The sequence below is a fragment of the Pseudomonas sp. 203-8 genome, from assembly GCF_020708595.1.
Taxonomy (GTDB): Bacteria; Pseudomonadota; Gammaproteobacteria; order Pseudomonadales; family Pseudomonadaceae; genus Pseudomonas; species Pseudomonas aeruginosa.
Genome location: NZ_JAJFDF010000003.1, coordinates 67931 through 92276, shown reverse-complemented (window position 1 = coordinate 92276; position 24346 = coordinate 67931). Strand labels below are relative to the sequence as shown.

Genomic DNA, 24346 nt, shown 5'->3' with positions numbered 1-24346 from the left:
GATGCTGCCGTGTCTGCACGGCCGGTTTTCCGTCCCTGGCCCGAGGGCCCGGGGGAATGCATGGCATCAAGGGGGTATCCATGACGAATACGTCGACCCTGACGCTCGATGGCGTCTCTTTCCAGCTGCCGGACGGCAGCCTTCTGTTTTCCGATCTCGACGAAACCTTCGACACCCGGCACACCGGGCTGGTGGGACGCAACGGCGTCGGCAAGTCGCTGCTCGCGCGCCTGCTCGCCGGACACTTGCAGCCGTCCAGCGGCAGCGTCCGGCGCCAGGGGCGCGTGCGCTACCTGGCGCAGCAGCTCGAACCGGCCGACTACCCGACCGTCGCCGATCTGGCCGGCGTCCGCCCATGGCTGGAGGCGCTGGCGCGGATCGAGGCGGGTAGCCTCGACACCGCCGACTACGAATGCCTGGGCGAGCGCTGGGACATCCGCCAACGCCTGGCCGACGCCCTGGCCGCCGAGGGGCTCGGCCATCTCCGCGCGGACACCCCGAGCGAACGCCTGAGCGGCGGCGAATGCATGCGCGTGGCGCTGCTCGGCGCATTCCTCGACGACGCCGACTTTCTCATCCTCGACGAACCGAGCAACCCTCTCGACGGGCCGGCACGCGCTTTGCTGCGGGCGCGCCTGGCGGCATGGGACGGCGGCCTGCTGCTGGTCAGCCATGACCGCGAACTGCTGGAGGGTATGCAGCGGATCGTCGAGCTGTCGACCCTCGGCCTGCGCAGCTATGGCGGCGGCTATTCCTTCTACGCGCAGAGCCGGGAGGAGGCGCGCGAGGCCGCCGAACGTCGCCTGGACCAGCGTCGTCTGGAGCGCAAGCGGCAGACCCTGGCCATGCGCGAACAGCAGCAGCGCCAGGAGCGGCGCCAGGCCAGCGGCCGGCGCGAAGGCAAGACGGCGAACCAGGCGAAGATCCTGCTCGGTGGGTTCAGGGAACGTAGCGAGGTCAGCGCCGGCAAGCTGCGCAACGCCCACCAGGCGGAGCGCGAGCGTCTCGACCGCGAGGTGCGCGAGGCTGCCCGGGAGGTCGAGGAGGCGTCGCCGCTGCTGCTCGATTCGCCCGATGCCGAACTGGCGGCACAGCGCCGGATCGTCGAGTTGAAGGGCGCGGTCCTGCCGCATCTGCGCGGGCCGTTGCGCGAAATCGACCTGCTCCTGAGCGGTCCGCGACGGCTGGCGCTGGTCGGCCCGAACGGCAGCGGCAAGTCGACCCTGCTGCGGCTTCTGGCCGGGCAACGGGCGCCGCTGGCGGGAACCTGCGCGGTGACGGTGGGCGCCGCCTATCTCGACCAGCGGCTGAGCGTGCTGGACCACGGGCGAGGCGTGCTGGAGCAGTTGCTGGAGGTCAATCGCAGTCGCGGCGAAAGCTGGCTGCGCACGCGCCTGGCGCAACTCGGCTTGCCGGCTGAACGGCTCGCCCAGCCGTGCGCGACGCTGAGCGGCGGCGAACGCCTGAAGGCGGCCCTGGCCCTGGTGCTCTACGCCGACCGGCCGGCGCAGCTGCTACTGCTCGACGAACCGGACAACCACCTCGACCTGGCTGCGCGGCAGGCCCTGGAAAGCATGCTCGGGCAGTACCGTGGGGCCTTGCTGGTGGTGTCCCACGACCCGGTGTTTCTCCGCCACCTGGCGCTGGACGGCGAACTGCGGGCTACTGCCGCGGGTTGGCGCCTGGAGGACCGATGAGCTGGCCATCCGCCGCGACCTGCAGGAGGCTGACTCCGCCGTGGCTGAAACCGATGGCGAGGAGTTTGTCGCTGACTGCCAGGCACAGCGGTATGGCGTCTGCCGTGCGGTAGCGCCAGCGACATTCGCCGCTGGCGAGGTCGCGTACCTCGACCTGACCATCGACCAGCGCCAGTGCGATCCATTGTCCGCCGGGCAACGGCGCGAAGGCGCTGACCTGGGCGGACAGGGTCGCGCCCCAGAGCGTGCCGCGGCTCTCCAGGTCGTAGCAGGTCAGGCGCTGGGTACCGTAGGCGTGATGCGGCGAGTTGTAGACCTTGGCGTTGAGCAGCAGGCGATTGCCCAGCAGGCAGCCGTGCAGGTTGTTGAAGTGCTCCGGGTGGCGCTCCAGGCGTAGCACTTCGCAGGTCTTGAAGGTCTGCGGGTCGAGGCGGAACAGGCCCTTGTCCTGGTGCTGCTCCGGCGGATTGCCGGCCAGGTAGAAGAAGGCTTCGCCACGGTCGATGCGCAGATGATGGTTGAACAGGTCGTAGTGTCCGAGACGGCGCCTGTGGATGATCCGGCCGGCCGGGTCGAGCACGAGGTCTTCCAGGTCTTTGCCCTCGAGGGCGATCTGGCGGGCGAGAAAACCGCCTTGGGCGGATTGCGCCAGCAGATGGCGGCAGTCGCTCAGGAGCAGCGGTTGTCCCGGTGTCAGCGGCACCTTGAACAGTCGCTGGGTGGCATACCCGAGTTGCAGATTGACCAGCAGGCTGTCGTCCGTGGCGTTATGGAAGACCTGCAGGCACTGGCCCCGTTCGGCCAGTTCGAAGCTGCGCAAGCTGTCGTCGGCCAGATTCCAGAGCTCGAGCCGGGGGCTGGCGCGGGCGATGGCCAGGCGTTGTCCGTCGAGAAAGCACAGGTCCCACACCGGTGGACGATGCAGGAACCGCCGATCTTTGCCCAGGGCGAGGTTTTCCAGGATCGGCAGCGCTGCTTCGCGTTGTGTCGAGGCAGGGTAGAGGGCCCAGTCGAAGGGCAGGCGGGTGCCGGGCAGGTCGTCCAGCACCAGTGGGGCGTCGACCGGAAAGGCTAGCGAATGGCGCTGGCGGAACAACGGTCGGTCCTCCAGGTCGTCGCTGGGGGCGACGGTGAAGGCCAGGCGCCGGCCGTCGTCCTCGAAGTCGCAGGCGAGCACTTCGCGGTTGTCGGCGAGCAGCGATTGGATCTTGCCGCTCGCGTAGTCCCAGGCCAGCAGACCGCCTTCGAAGAAGGCGCCGCCGTCGTAGCGTCCGCCGCCGATCACCAGTACGGGCCGGCTCGGGTGCCAGGCGATGGCGTTGAGCGGAAAGCCCAGGTCCGGCAGGACGGCGATGCATTCGAGGTCGCCGCCGCGGTACAGGCGCAGGCTCTGTTCGTAGACGTCGAGCTGTCGGCCCGGGTGTTGCCCATGAAAGGCGCTGGCCACCGCAAGGAGCGCGCCGCCGGGAGCCTGGAACACGGCGTAGGGCTCGCCGATGTCGGCGAAGGCGCAAGCGGGCAGCCTGCGGCCGGAAGGAAGCGGGGAGTTGGGCATGGGCGATACCGGGAAAAAGAGTCGGGCGCAGTGTCGTTCATTCGTCGTTTCGGGAAAAGCATGGGAAGAGCGGCTGTTCCGACCGGTCGTTTTCTTCTAGGATGGCGCTCCCTTCCTCCCTCGTCGCCGCCGCTGTGCACCGTCCATGCGTTGATTCGCGCCACGGGCATCCAGGCGACGAACCTCAGCGTGGCGCCCGGCCTGGCGGTCGCGGCTGCCTTTCGTTCTACCTGGAATCTTTCGGATAAAGGAATCCAGCATGCACATTCGCAAGCGCGTCGACGCCGACAACACGGCATTGGTCGACCTGTGGGAACGTTCCGTCCGCGCGACCCACGACTTTCTCAGTGAAGCGGACATCGTCGAGCTTTACCCACAGGTCCGCGACCTGTACCTGCCGGCCGTCGAGGTCTGGGTGCTGGTCGACGACGACGGCGTGGCCCAGGGCTTCATCGGCCTGAACCAGGCGCATGTCGAGATGCTCTTCGTCGAACCCGGGCTGCGCGGCCGGGGTATCGGCCGACGCCTGCTCGATCATGCGCGGGCGACCTGGCCGCGCCTGAGCGTCGATGTCAACGAGCAGAACCCGCAGGCCTGCGGCTTCTATCGACACTATGGGTTCCGCCAGACCGGCCGCTCCGCGACCGACTCGGCGGGGCGGCCGTTCCCGCTGCTGCACATGAGCCTGTAGGAGGACGCGGCACCTCGCCCTGTGGAGCGAGGTGCCGCGCAACATCCGGAAAAGTTTTCCCCGGCCAGATGCTTTCAACTGCAAGCATCCGTTTGAGACAGGTCAAACGTTGCGGCGCAGGCCTGCCCGATAGTTCTGTTCATCAGAACGAGGCGCAGGAATCCCATGAACGGCATCCCACCCCTGTCTTCCCGCGACGCCCATGCCAGCCCGCCGCAACGGGTGCTGGAACGATTGCACAGCTCCGCCGCCGGCCTGGACGCGGACGAAGCCGCCCGCCGCCTGGCGGCGCACGGCTACAACCGATTGCCCGCGCCGAAACGCCAGGGGCCGCTGCTGCGCTTGCTGCGGCAGTTCCACAACGTCCTGCTGTACATGATGCTGTTCGCCTCGCTGGTCACCGCGCTGCTCGGCTTCTGGGTGGACAGTGCGGTAATCCTCCTGGCGGTGGTGGTCAACGCGCTGATCGGTTTCGTCCAGGAGGGCAAGGCGGCCAACGCGCTGGACGCCATCCGCGACATGCTTTCGCTGCATGCCCTGGTCCTGCGCGACGGCCAGCGCCAGGCGCTGGACGCCGAACGCCTGGTACCGGGCGACGTGGTGCTGCTGGCCTCCGGCGACCGGGTGCCGGCCGACCTGCGGCTGTTCGAAACGAAGAACTTCCATGTCGACGAGTCGGCCCTGACCGGCGAGTCGGTGCCGGTGGAGAAGGGCTGCGTCGCGGTGGCCATCGACGCGCTGCTCGGCGACCGCCGTTGCATGGCCTATTCCGGCACCCTGGTGACCAGCGGCCAGGCGCGCGGAGTGGTGGTCGCCACCGCCGGGGATACCGAACTGGGCCGGATCGGTACGCTGTTGCGCGAAGTCCGCACCTTGGCCACTCCGCTGCTGCGACAGATCGCCAGCTTCAGTCGCTGGCTGGCCCTGGCGATCCTGCTGCTGGCCGGCGCCACTTTCGTCCTCGGCACCCTCTGGCAGGGCCAGCCGATGGTGGACATGTTCATGCTGGTGGTGGCGCTGACCGCCTCGGCGATTCCCGAGGGACTGCCGGCGATCATGACGGTGATCCTCGCCCTCGGCGTACAGCGCATGGCCCGGCGCAACGCCATCGTCAGCCGCCTGCCGGCGGTGGAGACGCTGGGTTCGGTGACGGTGATCTGCTCGGACAAGACCGGCACCCTGACCCGCAACGAGATGACCGTGCAGCGTATCGTCACCGCCGACCAGGTAATCGAGGTCAGCGGCGCCGGTTACGCCCCCCTGGGTGGTTTCAGCCACAACGGCGAAGGCCTCGATCCCGCCGGACGCGACGATCTGCAGGAGATCGGTCGCGCGGCGCTGTTGTGCAACGAGGCGCGCCTGCACCAGGAGGGCGAGGCATGGCAACTGGAGGGCGACCCCACCGAAGGCGCGCTGCTCAGCCTCGGCCTCAAGCTGGGCCTCGATCCGCAGGCGCTGGCGGCGGAACGGCCACGCAGCGATGCGATTCCGTTCGAGTCCGAGCATCGCTTCATGGCCACCCTGCACCACGACCACGCAGGCCAGGCGATGGTCTACCTGAAGGGCGCGCCGGAGCGCATCCTCGACATGTGCGAGGCTGAACGGGTGGGCGACTCGGTGCGGCCGCTGGACCCGGACTACTGGCGGCGCCTGGCCACCGACACCGCCGCTCGCGGCCTGCGCCTGCTGGCCATCGCCCGACGGGCGATGCCGGCGGAGCAGCGCACGCTGGATTTCGCCGACGTGGAACATGGCTTCACCCTGCTGGCCCTGGTGGGCATCATCGACCCTCCGCGCGAGGAAGCCGTGGCCGCGGTCGCCGAATGCCAGGCGGCGGGTATCGCGGTGAAGATGATCACCGGCGACCACGTCGACACCGCACGGGCGATCGGCGCCATGCTCGGGATCGGCATCGACCGGCCGGCGCTGACCGGCGCGGAGATCGAGTTGCTCGACGACCAGCGCCTGCGCGAAGTGCTGCCGGGCGTCGATGTGTTCGCCCGCGCCAGCCCTGAGCACAAGCTGCGCCTGGTGCAGGCCCTGCAGGCCAGCGGCGAGGTGGTGGCGATGACCGGCGACGGGGTCAACGATGCGCCGGCGCTGAAGCGCGCCGACGTCGGCGTAGCGATGGGCAACAAGGGCACCGAGGCGGCCAAGGAGGCGGCCGAGGTGGTCCTCGCCGACGACAATTTCGCCACCATCGCCAATGCCGTGCGCGAGGGAAGGGCGGTCTACGACAACCTGAAGAAATTCATCCTCTTCATGCTGCCGACCAACGGTGGCGAGGCGCTGATCGTGATCGCCGCGATCCTGTTCCAGTTGACCCTGCCGATGACGCCGGCGCAGATCCTCTGGATCAACATGGTCACCTCCAGCACCCTGGGCCTGGCGCTGGCCTTCGATCCGGCCGAGCGCGGCCTGATGCAGCGTCCGCCGCGTCCGCCGGCGGAGCCCCTGTTGTCGCTGTTCTTCGTCTGGCGGGTGCTGCTGGTCTCGCTGCTGATGATGGCGGGCGCCCTGGGCCTGTTCCTCTGGGAGCTGGAGCATGGCACCGGGCTGGAGAGCGCGCGGACCATGGCGGTGAACAGCGTGGTGGTGTGCGAGATGTTCTACCTGCTCAACAGCCGGCATATCTACGATTCGGTGCTCAGCCGCGAGGGCCTGTTCGGCAACCGCCAGGTCTTGCTGGCGATCGCCGCCTGCGTGGTGCTGCAACTGCTCTATACCTACGCGCCGCCGTTGCAGGCGCTGTTCGGCTCGGTCGGCCTGGCCCCGGGCGAGTGGGCGCGGGTGCTGCTGGCCGGGCTCGGCCTGTTCTGCGTCGCCGAACTGGAAAAGTGGCTATGTCGCCGGGTCCGTGCCCGGCAGGCCTGACGCCGAGAGGTCGCCCCCTTGGCCGTGGCGCTGTGCCTTTGCGCGTGCGCCGCGCACAGACGTCTGCGCCTCGGATCGCCCGGCCGAGAGCGGTCGCACGCGTGGCGATGGGCCGACAGTGAACCCGGGGACCAGGTGTGACTGGGTATTCAGTTCGCATAAAATGTGATCTAGATCACATTTAAACGTTTGCTTACCCTCTAGGACGGGTATCGTACTAGGTGCATCAAACGCTGCGGTCTATTGTTAAGTGGGACTGAAATGTGCCTTTCCGGCACAACGCCAACTCTATAGAGTGGGCTGACTGGACATCTTCAGGGGTCGTCGGGCACGGGCGCATGCGCCTCGGCAGGAAGCCGGGATTCTCGGACTGCCGTACAACGTGCCGGATATCGGGTGCCGAATCCATATTTGGCTGATTGGTTAATAGTTTAAGAAGAACGTAGCGCTATGGCCTTGGTTGACGGTTTTCTTGAGCTGGAACGCTCAAGTGGAAAATTGGAGTGGAGCGCCATCCTGCAGAAGATGGCGAGCGACCTTGGATTCTCGAAGATCCTGTTCGGCCTGTTGCCTAAGGACAGCCAGGACTACGAGAACGCCTTCATCGTCGGCAACTACCCGGCCGCCTGGCGCGAGCATTACGACCGGGCTGGCTACGCGCGGGTCGACCCGACGGTCAGTCACTGTACCCAGAGCGTACTGCCGATTTTCTGGGAACCGTCCATCTACCAGACGCGAAAGCAGCACGAGTTCTTCGAGGAAGCCTCGGCCGCCGGCCTGGTGTATGGGCTGACCATGCCGCTGCATGGTGCTCGCGGCGAACTCGGCGCGCTGAGCCTCAGCGTGGAAGCGGAAAACCGGGCCGAGGCCAACCGTTTCATGGAGTCGGTCCTGCCGACCCTGTGGATGCTCAAGGACTACGCACTGCAGAGCGGTGCCGGACTGGCCTTCGAACATCCGGTCAGCAAACCGGTGGTTCTGACCAGCCGGGAGAAGGAAGTGTTGCAGTGGTGCGCCATCGGCAAGACCAGTTGGGAGATATCGGTTATCTGCAACTGCTCGGAAGCCAATGTGAACTTCCATATGGGAAATATTCGGCGGAAGTTCGGTGTGACCTCCCGCCGCGTAGCGGCCATTATGGCCGTTAATTTGGGTCTTATTACTCTCTGATCTTGCCTCTCAGGTCGGCGAGCTGGCGATCGGTAATTTGCCCTTCTATATAGAAATGCAAAAGCAGATATATAGGGAAGGGCAGGTTCTCGCCATTCTCGAAACGACTGCCGCAGGATTGGCTTATCCCGAAGCGACTCCAGAAAGTTTCCTGGCTTTCCCGTCGGGCGGTGCGGGTGGCCTTTGCCCGGAAGGCCATGTTTTGGGGCTGTGTTCTCTCGTGTGAAGCCATTGCTCTGATCTTTTCGGACGTTTCTTCGAGCCTAGCAAGGGTCCGGGTTCACCGAAATCTATCTCATTTGCTAGTTATAAAATTATGAAATTTGCATAAATTCTTCAGCTTCCTATTTGGAGGAAGTGAAGATGATCGTACAAATTGGTCGGCGCGAAGAGTTCGATAAAAAACTGCTGGGCGAGATGCACAAGTTGCGTGCTCAAGTGTTCAAGGAGCGCAAAGGCTGGGACGTTAGTGTCATCGACGAGATGGAAATCGATGGTTATGACGCACTCAGTCCTTATTACATGTTGATCCAGGAAGATACTCCTGAAGCCCAGGTTTTCGGTTGCTGGCGAATTCTCGATACCACTGGCCCCTACATGCTGAAGAACACCTTCCCGGAGCTTCTGCACGGCAAGGAAGCGCCTTGCTCGCCGCACATCTGGGAACTCAGCCGTTTCGCCATCAACTCTGGACAGAAAGGCTCGCTGGGCTTTTCCGACTGTACGCTGGAGGCGATGCGCGCGCTGGCCCGCTACAGCCTGCAGAACGACATCCAGACGCTGGTGACGGTAACCACCGTAGGCGTGGAGAAGATGATGATCCGTGCCGGCCTGGACGTATCGCGCTTCGGTCCGCACCTGAAGATCGGCATCGAGCGCGCGGTGGCCTTGCGCATCGAACTCAATGCCAAGACCCAGATCGCGCTTTACGGGGGAGTGCTGGTGGAACAGCGACTGGCGGTTTCATGACGGGGACCTGTCGGCTCGCGCCGGCGCGTTCTCTGTCGGAGAGGGAGCGCCTGGCGTCGATGCCGAATCCGCTGTAAAGCGAGTCCGACCCGCTCCGGACTCGCTATCAGGCATCCCCGGACCAGGGCGCCGGGCTGCCGAACAGGCGTCCCATGGCGCCACGCAAACCCATTTCCCGCAGTACTTCGAGTTCACCGAGGGTTTCCACCTGTTCCGCGATCAACGGTAGATCGATGCTGTGGGTGGTGCGATAGACCGCTTCGATGAACAACCGCTTGTCGCCTTCCCGGTCGACGGCGTGCAGGTAGCAGCCGTCCAGCTTGAGGTAGGCCAACCCCAGATGGGTAAGGTTGCCGATCAGGCTGAAGCGGCCGCCGAAATGCTGCAGGCCGAGACCGCAGCCCAGTTCGCGCAGGACCTGGCTGAGGCGTTCCAGTTCGGCCGCGGCTGGCAGGTGCCGCTCGTCCAGTTCCAGGGTCAGCTGGCGCGCCTCCTGCGGATGCGCCTTGAGCAGGGCCAGTAGCGGGGCAAACGTCTGCGCATTGCGGACACTGGCGGCCGACAGGCTCAGCGCCAGCGGCCGTGGATGGCGCCGCAGGTGCTCCAGGCTCTGTTCGAGCATCGCCAGGTCCAGGCGCGCGGCCCAGCCGAAACGTTCTATCCAGGGCAGGAAGCGCCCGGCGGCGATGGCCGTGGCCTGCGGGTCGAGCAGACGCGCGAGGACCTTGTGGTGGAGGACGCGCTGGGTGTCCAGGCAGTCCACCACCGGCTGGAAATAGAGCAGCAGGCGGCGCTCCGTCAGGGCCTGGTCGATCCAGTCGTGCCAGTCCTGGCTATCGTTGAGCGCCGCGAGCGCGGTGCCGTCCTGGCTCGCCCAGGGCTGGGCGGGCTGGCTTTCGGCCTGGGCCAGGGCCTGGTCGGCACGGGCCAGGAGATCCGCGGGCGAGTCGCCTTCGGCGAACGCGCTGATACCGAGATAGGCGACCGGCGTGAGATCGCTGGCACCGGTGCGAGCAAGGTTCTCCAGGCCTTCGCAGAGTTCCTCGGCCAGGCGTTCGGCCTGCTCGCGGGAGCAACCGGGAGCCAGCACGGCGAACTCGCCGCCGCGGCTGCGGGCCAGCAGCCAGTCGGTGCGCCCTTGCTGGCCGCAGGAGTCGACCAGCAAGCGGGCGACCGCCTGGATCAATTCATCCGTGCGTTGCCCGCCGAGACGCTGGTTGAGCCCGTTCAGGTCGTTCAGGCGCAGCAGCAGGAGCTGCCCGGCATGCTCGTGCTCGCCGGCACCCAGCTGTTCGTTGAGGCGGGCGTCGAACAGGCGCCGGTTGGGCAGGCCGGTGAGACTGTCCTGGTAGGCCTGGGCGCGTAGCTTGTCGCTACGCGCGGCCTCCTCGGCGAACAGCGTGCGAAGTTTCTCCACCATCTGGTTCATCGCCTGCACCACGCGGCGCAGCTCCGGCGTGCGCGGCAGCCTGGGCAGGCTGAGGAATTCCCGCCGGCTGATGGCATGGGCCTGGCGCACCATCTGGTCGAGCGGGCGCAGTTGGCGGCGCAGCAGCCAGCCGCCAAGCAGCAGGCTCGCCGCGCCGCATGCCAGCAACCAGTAGAGGCTGCCCAGGGCGCTGTCCCACAGGCGCGCCAGGGCGAATTGCGGATGGCTGACCACCTCGACCCGCGCCGCCTGTTCCCAGCCGCGCATGATCAGCGCGTCGCCACCCTGGGGCTGGAGATCCACCAGGCGTTCGAACCAGCCGGGCACCGTACGCTCGGCATGCGCTTGCACGCGCTCGACCAGCGGCTTGCCGCTCTTGATGTCGATCACCCGGATGCTGGCGAAGTAGCCGCTGTCGAAGATCGAGCTGACCATCAGTTGCACCATCGCCGGGTCGTCCACGTGTGGCGTCAGGGACAGGCCGAGGGCGGTGGCGGCGTCCTGGGCGTGGGAGCGCAACTGGCCGCGCAACTGCTCGCGGGAGTTCTCCACGCTGCTGACGAAGCTGCCGCTGAAGGCGACGACGAGGAACAGGCAGATGGCGAGGAACAATTGCTTGAGCAGTGACATTCAATCCTCCTTGGGTGCGTCGAGGTCGAGGCCTTCGGCGCGCATCTTGGTCAGCAGGTCCTGCCAGCGCGACAGCTTCTTGCTGTCGCCGGTCCGGCGTCCGCCGTCGGCGCCGGGCAGCCAGAGGCCCTCGGCATTGAAGGCGTACACCGGCAACAGGTCGTCACGTTGCGAAGCGGGGCGGATCTCGCCGATCAGGTTGTCCAGCACCAGTGGGTCGGCGCCCGGGCTGGCGTACCAGGTCAGCACCATGTGCGCCTGGTTCAGGCGCAGGGCCTTGACGTAGGTGATGCGCAGCTTGTCGCTGGCGACGCCGAGGCGACGCAGGGTCACGTACTTGGCGATGGCGTAGTCCTCGCAGTCGGCGGCGCCCTTGACCAGCGCCTCGACCGGAGTCGCCCAATAGTCTTCCTGTTGCCAGATCTCGATGTCGTCGGTGAAACGCAGCGACCGGTTGAAGAAGTCGTTGACCGCGCGCAGCTTGGCCGCTTCGTCGAGCGTGCCGCCCTGTTCGAGCAGGCGGCCCCAGTCGCCCAGGCGTGATTTCGCCGCGCCCAGCTCGCCGTAGCGCTGCTCGGCACGGCTCAGTATCGACTCCAGGTCCCACTGCGCCAGCGCCGCGCCGACTGCCAGCAGCAATGTCGCCGCCAGCGACAGCAGCCAGGGGGCGTAGGCCCTGGGGCAGGGCCGGCGGGCGCCGGGGGTTGGGGACATCGAGCGGGCTCCGGAAGGACTCAGCGAAGTCTACGAGAGCGCCGGGCGGCCTGCCAGCGCGGGGTGTCCGGCGAAACTGACAGGATTGTCATTCAGGGGTCAGGGTGGGGTCCCGCTGCGCTGCTTATAAAGAAGAACGAAGTCGGCCGCGCGAGGCCGGCTACTGGGAAAGGTGGACAGATGCAGGCGTTGCGCAGTAGTGGGGGACGGGTCCTGGTGGGCGTGCTGGCGGCGGGCCTGGTCGCCTTCGGCGGTTGGGCATGGCTCGGCGGCGACGCCGGGGCGAAGGCGGCGCCCGCGCCGGCCAGGGTCCCGGTGAACGTGGCGCGGGTGGAGCGGCGCGACGTCGAGCAACAGGTCAGCGGCATCGGCACGGTGACTTCGTTGCACAACGTGGTGATCCGCACCCAGATCGACGGCCAGTTGACCCGCCTGCTGGTGAGCGAAGGGCAGATGGTCGAGGCGGGCGAGTTGCTGGCGACCATCGATGACCGCGCCGTCGTCGCCGCGCTGGAGCAGGCGCAGGCCTCCAGGGCGAGCAACCAGGCCCAGCTGAAATCCGCCGAGCAGGACCTGCAACGCTACCGCAGCCTGTATGCCGAGCGTGCGGTGTCACGCCAACTGCTGGACCAGCAGCAGGCGACGGTCGACCAGTTGCTCGCGACCCTGAAGGCCAACGATGCCACCATCAACGCCGAGCGGGTGCGCCTGTCCTACACCCGGATCACCTCTCCGGTATCCGGCAAGGTCGGTATCCGCAACGTCGATGTCGGCAACCTGGTGCGGGTCGGCGACAGTCTCGGCCTGTTCAGCGTGACCCAGATCGCACCGATCTCCGTAGTCTTCTCCCTGCAACAGGAACAGTTGCCCCAGTTGCAGGCGCTGCTCGGCGGCGAGGCGGCGGTGCGCGCCTACAGCCGCGACGGCGGGAGCGCGCTGGGCGAGGGCCGGTTGCTGACCATCGACAACCAGATCGACAGTTCCACCGGTACCATCCGCGTGCGCGCCTCCTTCGATAACCGCCAGGCCCGGCTCTGGCCCGGGCAGTTCGTCGCGGTGAGCCTGCACACCGGGGTCCGGCGCGACCAGTTGGTGCTGTCGAGCAAGGCGGTGCGCCGCGGCCTGGAGGGTAATTTCGTCTACCGGGTCGCCGCCGACCGGGTCGAGGCGGTGCCAGTGCGGGTGCTCCAGGACATCGACGGCCTCAGTGTGGTGGAAGGCCTGGCCAGCGGTGACCAGGTGGTGGTGGACGGCCACTCGCGGCTGATGCCCGGCGCCCTGGTCGATATCCAGGAGCCGCGCCCGAGCCTGGCTCAGGCGGCGGAGCGGCAGCCGTGACGCCGCGCGCCGGGATTTCCGGCTGGTGCGTACGGCACCCGATCGCCACCGCGCTGCTGACCCTGGCCTCGCTGCTGCTGGGGCTGCTGGCGTTCCTCCGGCTCGGTGTGGCGCCGTTGCCGGAGGCGGACTTCCCGACCATCCAGATCAACGCCTTGCTGCCCGGCGGTAGCCCGGAAACCATGGCCTCGTCGGTGGCCACCCCCTTGGAAGTGCAGTTCAGCGCGATTCCCGGGATCACCGAGATGACTTCCAGCAGCGCCCTGGGCACCACCACCCTGACCCTGCAGTTCAGCCTCGACAAGAGCATCGACGTCGCCGCCCAGGAGGTCCAGGCGGCGATCAACGCCGCGGCCGGGCGGCTGCCGGTGGACATGCCGAACCTGCCGACCTGGCGCAAGGTCAACCCGGCGGACAGCCCGATCATGATCCTGCGGGTCAACTCGGAGATGATGCCGCTGATCGAACTCAGCGATTACGCCGAGACCATCCTCGCCCGCCAGCTCAGCCAGGTGAACGGCGTGGGGCAGATCTTCGTGGTCGGCCAGCAGCGCCCGGCGATCCGCATCCAGGCCCAGCCGGAAAAGCTCGCCGCCTACCAGCTGACCCTGGCCGACCTGCGCCAGTCGTTGCAGTCGGCCAGCGTCAACCTGGCCAAGGGCGCGCTCTACGGCGAGGGGCGGGTGTCGACCCTCGCGGCCAACGACCAGTTGTTCAACGCCAGCGACTATGACGACCTGGTGGTCGCCTACCGCCAGGGCGCGCCGGTGTTCCTCAAGGACGTGGCGCGGATCGTCTCGGCGCCCGAGGACGACTACGTGCAGGCCTGGCCGAACGGTGTGCCCGGGGTGGCACTGGTGATCCTCCGCCAGCCTGGGGCGAACATCGTCGATACCGCCGACGCGATCCAGGCCGCATTGCCGCGCCTGCGCGAGATGCTCCCGGCGACCATCGAGGTAGACGTGCTCAACGATCGCACCCGGACCATCCGCTCGTCGCTGCACGAGGTCGAACTGACCCTGCTGCTGACCATTGGCCTGGTGGTGCTGGTGATGGGCCTGTTCCTCCGCCAGCTGTCGGCGACCCTGATCGTCGCCACGGTGCTGGCGGTGTCCCTGAGCGCCAGCTTCGCGGCGATGTACGTGCTCGGCTTCACCCTCAACAACCTGACCCTGGTGGCGCTGATCATCGCCGTCGGCTTCATCGTCGACGACGCCATCGTGGTCGTGGAGAACATCCACCGACACCTGGAAGCGGGCGCCTCGAAGGTCGAGGCGGCGCTCAAGGGCGCGGCGGAGATCGGCTTTACCGTGATTTCCATCAGCTTCTCGCTGATCGCCGCGTTCATTCCCCTGCTGTTCATGGGCGGGATCGTCGGCCGGCTGTTCCGCGAATTCGCGGTCAGCGTGACGGTGGCGATCCTGATCTCGGTGCTCGCTTCGCTGACCCTGGCGCCGATGCTGGCTTCGCGCTTCATGCCGGCATTGCGGCATGCCGACGCGCCGAGAAAGGGCTTCGCCGAATGGCTGACCGGCGGATACGAGCGCGGCCTGCGCTGGGCGCTCGGGCACCAGCGGCTGATGCTGGTCGGCTTCGCCTTTACCGTGCTGGTGGCGGTGGCCGGCTACGTCGGGATTCCCAAGGGTTTCTTCCCCTTGCAGGACACCGCCTTCGTCTTCGGCACGAGCCAGGCTGCCGAGGATATCTCCTACGACGACATGGTCGCCAAGCACCGGCAACTGGCCGAGATCATCGCCAGCGACCCGGCGGTGCAGAGCTACAACCATGCGGTGGGCGTCACCGGCGGTAGCCAGAGCCTGGCCAACGGACGTTTCTGGATCGTCCTCAAGGACCGTGGCGAGCGCGATGTCTCGGTCGGCGAGTTCATCGACCGGCTGCGCCCGCAACTGGCGAAGGTGCCGGGAATCATGCTCTACCTGCGCGCGGCGCAGGACATCAACCTCAGTTCCGGACCCTCGCGGACCCAGTACCAGTACGCCCTGCGCAGCAGCGACAGCACCCAGCTGGCGCTCTGGGCGCAACGCCTCACCGAGCGCCTGAAGCAGGTGCCGGGGCTGATGGATGTGTCCAACGACCTGCAGGTCGGCGCCAGCGTCACCGCGCTGGACATCGACCGGGTGGCCGCGGCGCGTTTCGGCCTCAGCGCCGAGGATGTCAGCCAGACCCTCTACGACGCCTTCGGCCAGCGCCAGGTCGGCGAGTACCAGACCGAGGTCAACCAGTACAAGGTGGTCCTCGAACTCGATGCGCGCCAGCGCGGCCGCGCGGAAAGCCTGGACTGGTTCTACCTGCGCTCGCCGCTGAGCGGCGAGATGGTCCCGCTGTCGGCCATCGCCAAGGTCGCGGCGCCGCGCTCCGGGCCGCTGCAGATCAACCACAACGGCATGTTCCCGGCGGTCAACCTGTCCTTCAACCTGGCTGCCGGGGTGTCCCTCGGCGAGGCGGTGCAGGCGGTGCAGCGCGCCCAGGAGGAGATCGGCATGCCCTCGACCATTATCGGCGTGTTCCAGGGCGCGGCGCAGGCCTTCCAGAGCTCGCTGGCCTCGCAACCGCTGCTGATCCTCGCCGCGCTGATCGCGGTGTACATCATCCTCGGCGTGCTCTACGAGAGTTTCGTACATCCGCTGACGATCCTCTCGACCCTGCCCTCGGCGGGGATCGGCGCGGTGTTCCTGCTCTGGGCCTGGGGCCAGGACTTCTCGATCATGGCGCTGATCGGCATCGTGCTGCTGATCGGCATCGTCAAGAAGAACGGCATCCTCATGGTCGACTTCGCCATCGTCGCCCAGCGCGAGCAGGGCATGAGCGCGGAGCAGGCGATCTACCAGGCCTGCCTGACCCGTTTCCGGCCGATCATGATGACCACCCTGGCCGCGCTGCTGGGCGCGATACCCCTGATGATCGGCTTCGGCACCGGTTCCGAGCTGCGCCAGCCTCTGGGCATCGCGGTGGTTGGCGGGCTGCTGGTGAGCCAGGTGCTGACCCTGTTCAGCACGCCGGTGGTATACCTGGCCCTGGAGCGGCTGTTCCACCGGCGCGGGACGACGACCTCGGACGGCGGAACCGCTGGGGCGACGGCGACATGAGGCGTAACGGACGCGGCTTTCCTGGACGGCGGCGCGTGGCTAGGATGCAGGCAGGCATGCGTCCCGCCCGGGATGCGAAGGCGAACAGAGGATCGGGCGATAGATGCGGGTACTGATTGTCGAGGACGAGGCGAAGACGGCGGACTACCTGAACCGTGGCCTCAGCGAACAGGGGTTCACCGTGGACCTGGCGGACAACGGCATCGACGGTCGCCACCTGGCGCTCCATGGCGAGTACGACGTGATCGTGCTCGACGTGATGCTGCCGGGCGTCGACGGCTACGGCGTTCTGCGGGCGTTGCGCGAGCGGCGGCAGACCCCGGTGATCATGCTCACCGCGCGCGAGCGCGTGGAAGACCGGGTGCGCGGGCTGCGCGAGGGCGCCGACGACTACCTGATCAAGCCGTTCTCCTTCCTCGAACTGGTCGCCCGCCTGCAGGCCCTGACCCGGCGCGGCGGCAACCACGAAAGCCATTCGCAGATGCGCATCGCCGACCTGTCCATCGACCTGCTCAGCCGCAAGGTCTTCCGTGGCAACACCCGTCTGGAGCTGACTGCCAAGGAGTACGCGCTGCTCTGCGTGCTGGCCCAGCGCAGCGGCGAGATCCTGTCGAAGACGGCGATCGCCGAACTGGTCTGGGACATCAACTTCGATACCGACACCAATGTCGTGGAGGTGGCGATCAAGCGCCTGCGCGCCAAGCTCGACGGTCCGTTCGAGAACAAGCTGCTGCATACCATCCGGGGCATGGGCTACGTCCTGGAGAACCGTGCGCTGGCGGAGTCGGGCTGAGGTGGGCATGTCCTTGTCGACCCGCCTGGCGGGAATGTTCGCCGGCGCCGCGGTGGTGATCTTCGCCCTCATCGGCACCATGCTCTATTGCATCCTCGACCGCCAGACCGAGCGCCTGCAGCAGGGCGAGGTGGACGTGCGCTTCAACATGGTCTCGCGGATGCTCGACCATCCCGACCTGGCCGAGCGCTGGCCGCACCTGCAGGGCAAGCTGGACAACCTGAGCCAGGAGTACGAGCTGATCCGTTTCTGGATCGACAGCGACGACCCGCGCTATCACTACGGGCGCTTCAGCGAACCGGTGCAGCGGCTGATCGCCGATGGCGCCGGCCGCTACGAATTGGAGTTGCCGGAGCACCGGTACGCGCTGACTGCGCGGGTCGGCGTGTTGCCGGCGCGCGAGGGGCGGCCGCGGCTGACCTACGTCACCGCCATCGACAGCGCGGCGTTCCATGAGGCGCGGACCTCCACCCTGAAATGGCTGCTCGGCCTGTCCGCCCTCGGTGTGCTGCTGGCCTCGTTGCTTGGCCACTGGATCGCCCGCCTGGGCCTGTGGCCGGTGCATCGGCTGTCCGAGGAGGCCCGGCGGATCAGCCCGCGGCAGTTGTCGCAGCGCTTGCAGCTCTCGCCGCTGCCGGCCGAGCTGCGCGAGCTGGTGGGAGCGTTCAACGGCGCCCTGGACCGCCTGGAGCAGGCCTACGTGCGCCTGGAGTCGTTCAATGCCGACGTCGCCCACGAGCTGCGCACGCCATTGACCAACCTGATCGGCCAGACCCAGGTGGCGTTGTCCCGCGAACGCAGCGGCGAACATTACGAAGAGGTCCTGCAATCCAACCTGGAGGAGCTGGAGCGGCTGCGGGCGATCGTCAACGACATGCTGTTCCTCGCCCGCGCCGACCAGGGACGCCTGGCCTGCGAGCGCGAGGAAACCTCGCTGGCCGGCGAGATCGCCACCACGGTGGATTTCCTCGAGGTGATCTTCGACGAGGCCGGGGTCGGTATCGAGGTGCGCGGCGAGGCCCGCGCGCTGGTCGAGCGCGCCCTGTTCCAGCGGGCGGTGACCAACCTGCTGTACAACGCCGCCCAGCACACCGCCGCCGGCGGCACGCTGCGGGTCGGCGTCGAGCGGCGCGGCGACGAAGTGCGGGTGGCGGTGAGCAACCCCGGCGTGCCGATCGCCGACGAGCACCGCAGGCACCTGTTCGAACGCTTCTATCGGGTCGACGCGGCGCGCAGCAACAGCGAGGCCAACCACGGCCTCGGCCTGTCCATCGTCAAGGCGGTGGCGAGCATGCACGGCGGTTCGGTGTTCGTCGACAGCGCGGACGGCTGGAACACCTTCGGCTTCACCGTGCTGAGCCCCGAGCGGCGCGGGCCCGGCGACCGCTTGCCGCTGGGCGAGGGCGATCCGGCGCTGTCCTGAGCGGGCCATCAGGCGTCGTGCGGCGGGCGGGTCTTCTGGCGGAGGATATAGATGCTGACCAGTACCGCGCTGGTCAGCATGAAGCCCTGGGCCCAGGGGCGTCGGACCAGGTAGCAGGAAAGGGCGATGCTGGCCCACATCAGGCCGATGGCGTAGACCTTGCCCTTGAGCGGGATGCCTTCGCCGTCGAGATAGTCGCGGATCCACGGGCCGAGCCGTGGATGGCCGACCAGCCAGTGGTAGAAGCGCGGCGAGCTGCGCATGAAACAGGCCGCCGCGAGGAGCAGGAAAGGCGTGGTCGGCAGCACCGGCAGGAAGATGCCGATCACGCCCAGGGCTACGCTTAGGAAACCCACGGCCTGGAGGCTATAGCGCACCCAGGCGCGAGCGCTCGGGCGAATTTCCCGCTGCGCCACCGCGGCGCTCCTTAGTGCGTGCGCGGCTTGAGCAGGGCGGGCTTTTCTTCCGGCGCCTGGCAGAGCAGGAACAGGTTGGTCAGCAGGTCGGGAATCTGCGCGACCATGTCGTCCACCAGGTGGCGGTCGCGGGCGATCTCGTCGAACTCGGGCTGCTCGTCGAACAGGCCGGAGCCGACCATGATCGGCAGCAGCAGTTCGCTGACTTCCTCCTCGGCCTGCTCGAACCAGACTTCCTCGCGAAGGAACACGCCTTCCATGAAGCCGATGCACCAGCCGCGCAGGTCGGAGTCGTCCGGCTCGTCGCCGAGGTCGAGGTCGCAGGGCAGCTCGAGGTCTTCGTCGCTGGCCAGCACGCGGGTGATGTGCGCCTTGAGCTGCTCGAGGGAAGTCTCGATCTCCTGGCGCTCCTCATCGCTGCGGTAGTGCGGCGGTTCGGCGAACAGGGCGTCGATCCACTCCCGCTCCGGCACCTGCTCCGGGCAGATGGAGAGGGCGGTCAGGTAGCCGTGGGTCGCCACGTAGTCCAGCGCTTCTTCGTGCAGGTCATCGGCATCGAGGAAGGCTTGCAGACGGGACAGTTTTTCGGCGAAGGACATCAGGGTACTACCTCGGGAGGGATGCGGCTCTGGATTGTAGTCCAGACGGGACCTGCGGGCAAAGCGAGCGTGCCTGCTGCGGCGCCCTGGCGAGCGTTTCGCGGACGCTCTCGGCGAAGTTGGCCCGGACCTTGCTCCATCCCTTGCGCAAGCCACGATGCAATCCCTTCGCAAATGGAGAATTCCCATGGCCGTCGCCCCTGGTGTGTTGTTGCCGCCGACGCCTGATGTAAAGCCCAAGGCCGCTGCGCCGAAGAGCCAGCAGAAAACGCCTGAGCCCAGTAACGACAAGACTTCCAGCTTCTCCGACATGTATGCCAAGGAGACCGCGAAGAAGCCCGCCGAGCGCGCCGACGGTCCCGCGAAGGGTTCGCGGGACAAGCCGCGGGACGCCGGCAAGGAGGCTGCCGAGGCGCAGCCGACGGATGCCGCCGGGCAACCGGCCGTTGCCGAAGACGGCAAGCCTTTGCCGGCCGACGGCCAGGCCAAGGCCGACGGCGAAGATAAAGTCGAAACGCCGGTCGATCCGCTGCAACTGCTCGGCCTCGGCGGCGCCGTGCCGATGCTCGACGAGAATACCCAGGCGACTTTGCTGCCGCCGGCCGTGCCGACGGCCAGCAGTGCTCCGGCCAGCCTGACCGAAGCCAGCAGCGACCCGACCCTGGTCAAGCTCAACGGCGTTCCGGCAGTGAACATGGCCCTGGAGCAGGGTGCCCAGGACGCCGCGCAGGCGGCGAAAGGCGGGCCGGCGAAGAGCGCCGATCCGCGCCAGGCGAACCTCGGCGATGCCCTTGCCAGCCTGACTTCCGATTCCTTGCCCAAGGCCGTCGACGGCAAGGCGCTCGAGGCCCAGTTGCAGCAGACCGCCGAGCCGGCCATCGCCAGCGCCGCCTCCGAGAGCCTGCTGGAGAGCAAGGCGGAGCCGCGCGGCGAGCCTTTCGCGGCCAAGCTCAACGGGCTGACCCAGGCCATGGCGCAGCAGGCCCTGACCAACCGTCCGGTGAACGGTACGGTGCCCGGCCAGCCGGTGGCGATACAGCAGAACGGCTGGAGCGAGGCGGTAGTGGACCGGGTGATGTGGATGTCCAGCCAGAACCTGAAGTCGGCGGAGATCCAGCTCGACCCCGCCGAACTGGGACGCCTGGACGTGCGCATCCACATGACCGCCGACCAGACCCAGGTGACCTTCGCCAGTCCCAACGCCGGCGTTCGCGACGCCCTGGAAAGCCAGATGCACCGGCTGCGCGACATGTTCAGCCAGCAGGGCATGAACCAGCTCGACGTGAACGTCTCCGACCAGTCGCTGGCGCGGGGCTGGCAGGGCCAGCAGCAGGGCGAGGGCGGATCGGCGCGCGGACGCGGCTTTGCCGGCGACGCCTCGGGCGATGAGGAAACCCTTGCCGGAGTCAGCGAGATCCGCAGCCGGCCGGGTTCCTCGGCGGCGCGCGGTCTGGTCGACTACTACGCCTGAGGCGAACGACTGCATTTCCCCTTTGGGCCTCCTGCGGGAGGCCTTTCTTTTTCCGGAGCGGGCGATTTCGCAAAAGACGGGGATGATTTCCTGTGGCCAGGCTGTAATATCCGCGCCGTCTATCATCTCGGACAGCCCTCCGGGGCTGGCCCCAGGGGGCGGGGCGGCGTTGCAGAAATGGCATAACCCTTGCTCTGCCCCTGTGAAACCCTTCATTTGACGCTATAGCGACGGATTTTTGGCATGGCTAAGAAAGAGGCGACACCCGCCGACGCGGGGGCTCCGAGCGGCGGCAAGAGCAAGCTGAAGCTGATCCTGCTGATCGTGGTCGGCCTGCTGCTGGCGATCGGCCTGTCGGTGGGCGGCACCTGGTTCTTCCTCAGCAAGTCGCTGAAGGCCGAGAAGACCGAGGAAGTCGCCAGCGAGGCGGCGAAGCCGGGCAAGCAGCCGGCGCTCTACGAGATCCTGGCGCCGGCCTTCGTCGTCAACTTCAACCAGAACGGCCGGCAGCGCTACATGCAGGTCGGCGTCGCGTTGATGGGGCGCGACAAGGCGCAGATGGACGCATTGCGCGAGCACATGCCGCTGGTTCGCAATAAACTGGTGATGCTGTTCTCGAGTCAGAGTTTCGACTCGCTGGTGACGCCGGTGGGCAAGGAAATGCTCCGCCAGCAGGCGACCGCCGGATTGCAGGAACTGGCCAAGAAGGAAACCGGCCAGCTGGCTATCGAACAAGTGTTGTTCACCAATTTCGTGCTGCAGTAGGTATCCCATGGCCGTGCAAGATCTGCTTTCCCAGGATGAAATCGACGCGCTGTTGCACGGCGTCGACGATGGCCTGGTGGAAACCGAAGTCGAGGCGACGCCGGGATCGGTCAAGTCCTATGACCTGACCAGCCAGGACCGCATCGTCCGGGGCCGCATGCCGACCCTGGAGATGATCAACGAGCGTTTCGCCCGCTACACCCGCATCAGCATGTTCAACCTGCTGCGCCGTTCGGCCGACGTCGCGGTCGGCGGCGTGCAGGTGATGAAGTTCGGCGAGTACGTGCACTCGCTGTACGTTCCCACCAGCCTCAACCTGGTGAAGATGAAGCCGCTGCGCGGCACCGCGCTGTTCATCCTCGACGCCAAGCTGGTGTTCAAGCTGGTGGACAACTTCTTCGGCGGCGACGGCCGCCACGCCAAGATCGAGGGCCGCGAGTTCACCCCGACCGAACTGCGGGTGGTGCGGATGGTGCTGGAGCAGGCCTTCGTCGATCTGAAGGAAGCCTGGCAGGCGGTGCTGGAGATGAACTTCGAGTACGTCAACTCGGAGGTCAACCCGGCCATGGCCAACATCGTCAGTCCCAGCGAGGTGGTGGTGGTCTCCACCTTCCACATCGAACTGGACGGCGGTGGCGGCGACCTGCACATCACCATGCCCTATTCGATGATCGAGCCGATCCGCGAGATGCTCGACGCCGGTTTCCAGTCCGACCACGACGACCAGGACGAGCGCTGGATCAAGGCCCTGCGCGAGGACGTGCTGGACGTCCAGGTACCGCTCGGCGCCACCGTGGTCCGCCGCCAGCTCAAGCTGCGCGACATCCTGCACATGCAGCCGGGCGACGTGATCCCGGTGGAGATGCCGGAACACATGGTGATGCGCGCCAACGGCGTGCCCGCCTTCAAGGTCAAGCTGGGCGCCCACAAGGGCAACCTGGCGCTACAGATTCTCGAAGCGGTCGAGCGCTCGCGCTGACCGCTTCCCCCGGAGGAAAGACGAACCATGGCAGACGAAGAAAAAGTGACCACCGAGGAACAGGCACTGGCCGACGAGTGGGCGGCGGCGCTGGCCGAGGCGGGCGACGCCAGCCAGGACGACATCGATGCGCTGATGGCCCAGGGCGGCGCGACCCCCGTGGCGGAGCCGAGCACCCCGCGGGCGCCGATGGAAGAGTTCGGCGCTTCGCCGAAGGCGCCGACCATTTCCGGCCTGGAGGGGCCCAACCTGGATGTGATCCTGGACATCCCGGTGACCATCTCCATGGAAGTCGGGCATACCGACATCAGCATCCGCAACCTGCTGCAGCTGAACCAAGGGTCGGTGATCGAACTCGATCGCCTGGCCGGCGAGCCGCTGGACGTACTGGTCAACGGCACCCTGATCGCCCACGGCGAGGTGGTGGTGGTGAACGAGAAGTTCGGCATCCGCCTGACCGACGTGATCAGTCCCAGCGAACGCATCAAGAAGCTGCGCTGACATGCGTCGCTACCTGTTCGCCGGCTTCCTGCCGGCACTCGCCTCGCTGAGCGCGCCGCTGTGCGCCGCCGAGGGGACGACGGGTGCCGCCGCACCGACGGTGGGCGCCGCTTCCGGCGCCGCCGCGCAACTGGCCCAACTGGTGCTCGGCCTGGGCCTGGTGATCGGCCTGATCTTCCTGCTCGCCTGGCTGGTGCGCCGGGTGCAACAGGCCGGTCCGCGCGGCAACCGCTTGATCCGCACCCTCGCCAGCCAGCCGCTGGGTCCGCGCGACCGGCTGGTGCTGGTGCAGGTCGGCGAGGAGCAGATCCTGCTCGGCCTGACGCCCGGCCGGATCACGCCGTTGCACGTGCTCAAGGAGCCGGTACACCTGCCGGACGGCGAGCCGGCCACGCCGGAATTCGCCCAGCGCCTGCTGGAGCTGCTGAACAAGGACCCCAAGGGCAAGCCATGACTCCGCGCATCTCCCTGGCCGGCGCGCTCGCCGCGCTCTGCCTCCTGTTGCTGGCGCCGTGGCCGGCGCTGGCCGCCGACCCGACATCGATCTCGGCGATCACCGTGACCACCAACGGCCAGGGCCAGCAGGAGTATTCGGTCAGCCTGCAGATCCTGCTGATCATGACCGCGCTGAGCTTCATCCCGGCGTTCGTCATGCTGATGACCAGCTTCACCCGGATCATCATCGTCTTCTCCATCCTGCGCCAGGCGCTGGGCCTGCAATCGACGCCGTCGAACCAGGTGCTGGTGGGGCTGGCGCTGTTCCTGACCATGTTCGTCATGGCCCCGGTATTCGACAAGATCAACAGCCAGGCCCTGCAGCCCTACCTGAACGAGCAGATTCCCGCCCAGGAAGCCCTGCAAAAGGCCGAGGTGCCGCTGAAGGCGTTCATGCTGGCGCAGACTCGCACCTCCGACCTGGAGCTGTTCGTGCGCCTGTCCAAGCGCACCGACATCGGCAGCCCGGAGGCGACGCCGCTGACCATCCTGGTCCCGGCCTTCGTCACGTCCGAGCTGAAGACCGCGTTCCAGATCGGCTTCATGATCTTCATCCCGTTCCTGATCATCGACCTGGTGGTGTCCAGCGTGCTGATGGCGATGGGCATGATGATGCTGTCGCCGCTGATCATTTCCCTGCCGTTCAAGATCATGCTGTTCGTCCTGGTGGATGGCTGGGCGCTGATCATCGGGACGCTGGCGGGCAGTTTCGGCACCGTCTAGCGGTGCC

General features: G+C 67.1%; 21 protein-coding genes. 15 read left to right on the top strand and 6 right to left on the bottom strand.

Annotated features, from left to right (window positions below):
• Positions 1 to 80 precede the first annotated feature (80 nt).
• Positions 81 to 1697 (top strand): ATP-binding cassette domain-containing protein, encoded by a 1617-nt coding sequence (locus LJF27_RS07205; protein ID WP_003082975.1) that lies wholly within the window; start codon positions 81 to 83, stop codon positions 1695 to 1697.
• Here LJF27_RS07205 and LJF27_RS07200 read toward each other — a convergent pair.
• Entirely contained in the window at positions 1663 to 3252 is a 1590-nt protein-coding gene (locus LJF27_RS07200; RefSeq protein ID WP_023116659.1) for a hypothetical protein, read from the bottom strand. The genes LJF27_RS07205 and LJF27_RS07200 overlap by 35 nt on opposite strands.
• Before the next feature lie 259 nt (positions 3253 to 3511).
• Here LJF27_RS07200 and LJF27_RS07195 point away from each other — a divergent pair, with 259 nt between their 5' ends.
• The 3 genes from LJF27_RS07195 (at position 3512) to lasR (ending at position 7987) form a co-directional block, all read left to right on the top strand.
• On the top strand, positions 3512 to 3943 hold the full coding sequence (locus LJF27_RS07195; RefSeq protein WP_003082981.1) for an acetyltransferase: 432 nt from the start codon (positions 3512 to 3514) through the stop codon (positions 3941 to 3943).
• 165 nt (positions 3944 to 4108) lie between these two features.
• Positions 4109 to 6817, top strand: coding sequence for a cation-transporting P-type ATPase (locus tag LJF27_RS07190; protein WP_003116553.1), 2709 nt, complete (start codon positions 4109 to 4111; stop codon positions 6815 to 6817).
• Between the two features lie 450 nt (positions 6818 to 7267).
• A complete protein-coding gene (lasR, locus tag LJF27_RS07185) occupies positions 7268 to 7987 on the top strand; it encodes a transcriptional regulator LasR (RefSeq protein ID WP_003082999.1) in 720 nt (239 codons plus the stop codon).
• Here the strand turns inward: lasR and rsaL are convergent.
• Positions 7977 to 8219: a quorum-sensing transcriptional regulator RsaL gene (gene rsaL, locus LJF27_RS07180; RefSeq protein WP_003083010.1), complete on the bottom strand. Its 243-nt coding sequence runs from the start codon at positions 8217 to 8219 to the stop codon at positions 7977 to 7979. The two genes, lasR and rsaL, sit on opposite strands and share 11 nt — an antisense overlap.
• Positions 8220 to 8350: 131 nt before the next feature.
• On the opposite strand from rsaL, the gene lasI reads away from it, so the two are divergent.
• Positions 8351 to 8956, top strand: coding sequence for an acyl-homoserine-lactone synthase LasI (gene lasI / locus LJF27_RS07175; RefSeq protein WP_003083017.1), 606 nt, complete (start codon positions 8351 to 8353; stop codon positions 8954 to 8956).
• 106 nt (positions 8957 to 9062) lie between these two features.
• On the opposite strand, the gene lapD is transcribed toward lasI, so the two are convergent.
• Positions 9063 to 11015 (bottom strand): cyclic di-GMP receptor LapD, encoded by a 1953-nt coding sequence (gene lapD / locus LJF27_RS07170; RefSeq protein ID WP_003122949.1) that lies wholly within the window; start codon positions 11013 to 11015, stop codon positions 9063 to 9065.
• Positions 11016 to 11729, bottom strand: a complete 714-nt coding sequence (lapG, locus tag LJF27_RS07165) for a cysteine protease LapG (RefSeq protein ID WP_003083022.1) — start codon at positions 11727 to 11729, stop codon at positions 11016 to 11018.
• Between the two features lie 180 nt (positions 11730 to 11909).
• On the opposite strand from lapG, the gene mexM reads away from it, so the two are divergent.
• The 4 genes from mexM to LJF27_RS07145 all read left to right on the top strand — a co-directional run bounded on the left by mexM (position 11910) and on the right by LJF27_RS07145 (position 18390).
• Positions 11910 to 13067, top strand: coding sequence for a multidrug efflux RND transporter periplasmic adaptor subunit MexM (gene mexM / locus LJF27_RS07160; RefSeq protein ID WP_023116658.1), 1158 nt, complete (start codon positions 11910 to 11912; stop codon positions 13065 to 13067).
• Positions 13064 to 16174 carry a multidrug efflux RND transporter permease subunit MexN gene (gene mexN, locus LJF27_RS07155; protein ID WP_003083027.1) on the top strand — a complete coding sequence of 1037 codons (3111 nt, stop codon included), beginning with the start codon at positions 13064 to 13066 and terminating at the stop codon, positions 16172 to 16174. The genes mexM and mexN overlap by 4 nt, the downstream gene beginning before the upstream one ends.
• A 103-nt stretch (positions 16175 to 16277) precedes the next feature.
• Positions 16278 to 16967 (top strand): heavy metal response regulator transcription factor, encoded by a 690-nt coding sequence (locus LJF27_RS07150; RefSeq protein ID WP_003083028.1) that lies wholly within the window; start codon positions 16278 to 16280, stop codon positions 16965 to 16967.
• Positions 16945 to 18390 carry a sensor histidine kinase gene (locus tag LJF27_RS07145; RefSeq protein ID WP_003083034.1) on the top strand — a complete coding sequence of 482 codons (1446 nt, stop codon included), beginning with the start codon at positions 16945 to 16947 and terminating at the stop codon, positions 18388 to 18390. The genes LJF27_RS07150 and LJF27_RS07145 overlap by 23 nt, the downstream gene beginning before the upstream one ends.
• An 8-nt stretch (positions 18391 to 18398) precedes the next feature.
• On the opposite strand, the gene LJF27_RS07140 is transcribed toward LJF27_RS07145, so the two are convergent.
• Together LJF27_RS07140 and LJF27_RS07135 are read right to left on the bottom strand one after the other, a co-directional pair.
• Positions 18399 to 18806, bottom strand: a complete 408-nt coding sequence (locus LJF27_RS07140) for a YbaN family protein (RefSeq protein WP_003087079.1) — start codon at positions 18804 to 18806, stop codon at positions 18399 to 18401.
• An 11-nt stretch (positions 18807 to 18817) separates the two neighbouring features.
• Entirely contained in the window at positions 18818 to 19405 is a 588-nt protein-coding gene (locus LJF27_RS07135; RefSeq protein WP_003083037.1) for a YecA family protein, read from the bottom strand.
• Positions 19406 to 19592: 187 nt separating this feature from the next.
• Here LJF27_RS07135 and LJF27_RS07130 point away from each other — a divergent pair, with 187 nt between their 5' ends.
• The 6 genes from LJF27_RS07130 to fliP all read left to right on the top strand — a co-directional run bounded on the left by LJF27_RS07130 (position 19593) and on the right by fliP (position 24339).
• Entirely contained in the window at positions 19593 to 20876 is a 1284-nt protein-coding gene (locus tag LJF27_RS07130; protein WP_023116657.1) for a flagellar hook-length control protein FliK, read from the top strand.
• A 243-nt stretch (positions 20877 to 21119) separates the two neighbouring features.
• Positions 21120 to 21641: a flagellar basal body-associated protein FliL gene (gene fliL / locus LJF27_RS07125; RefSeq protein WP_003083042.1), complete on the top strand. Its 522-nt coding sequence runs from the start codon at positions 21120 to 21122 to the stop codon at positions 21639 to 21641.
• A gap of 7 nt (positions 21642 to 21648) precedes the next feature.
• Positions 21649 to 22620 carry a flagellar motor switch protein FliM gene (fliM, locus tag LJF27_RS07120; RefSeq protein WP_003083045.1) on the top strand — a complete coding sequence of 324 codons (972 nt, stop codon included), beginning with the start codon at positions 21649 to 21651 and terminating at the stop codon, positions 22618 to 22620.
• A 27-nt stretch (positions 22621 to 22647) separates the two neighbouring features.
• Positions 22648 to 23121, top strand: a complete 474-nt coding sequence (gene fliN, locus LJF27_RS07115; protein WP_003083049.1) for a flagellar motor switch protein FliN — start codon at positions 22648 to 22650, stop codon at positions 23119 to 23121.
• 1 nt (position 23122) lies between these two features.
• The gene (fliO, locus tag LJF27_RS07110; RefSeq protein ID WP_003083051.1) at positions 23123 to 23575 is read left to right on the top strand and encodes a flagellar biosynthetic protein FliO; all 453 of its coding nucleotides are present in this window, start codon (positions 23123 to 23125) and stop codon (positions 23573 to 23575) included.
• Positions 23572 to 24339, top strand: a complete 768-nt coding sequence (fliP, locus tag LJF27_RS07105; RefSeq protein ID WP_003083052.1) for a flagellar type III secretion system pore protein FliP — start codon at positions 23572 to 23574, stop codon at positions 24337 to 24339. The genes fliO and fliP overlap by 4 nt, the downstream gene beginning before the upstream one ends.
• Positions 24340 to 24346: the final 7 nt, after the last annotated feature.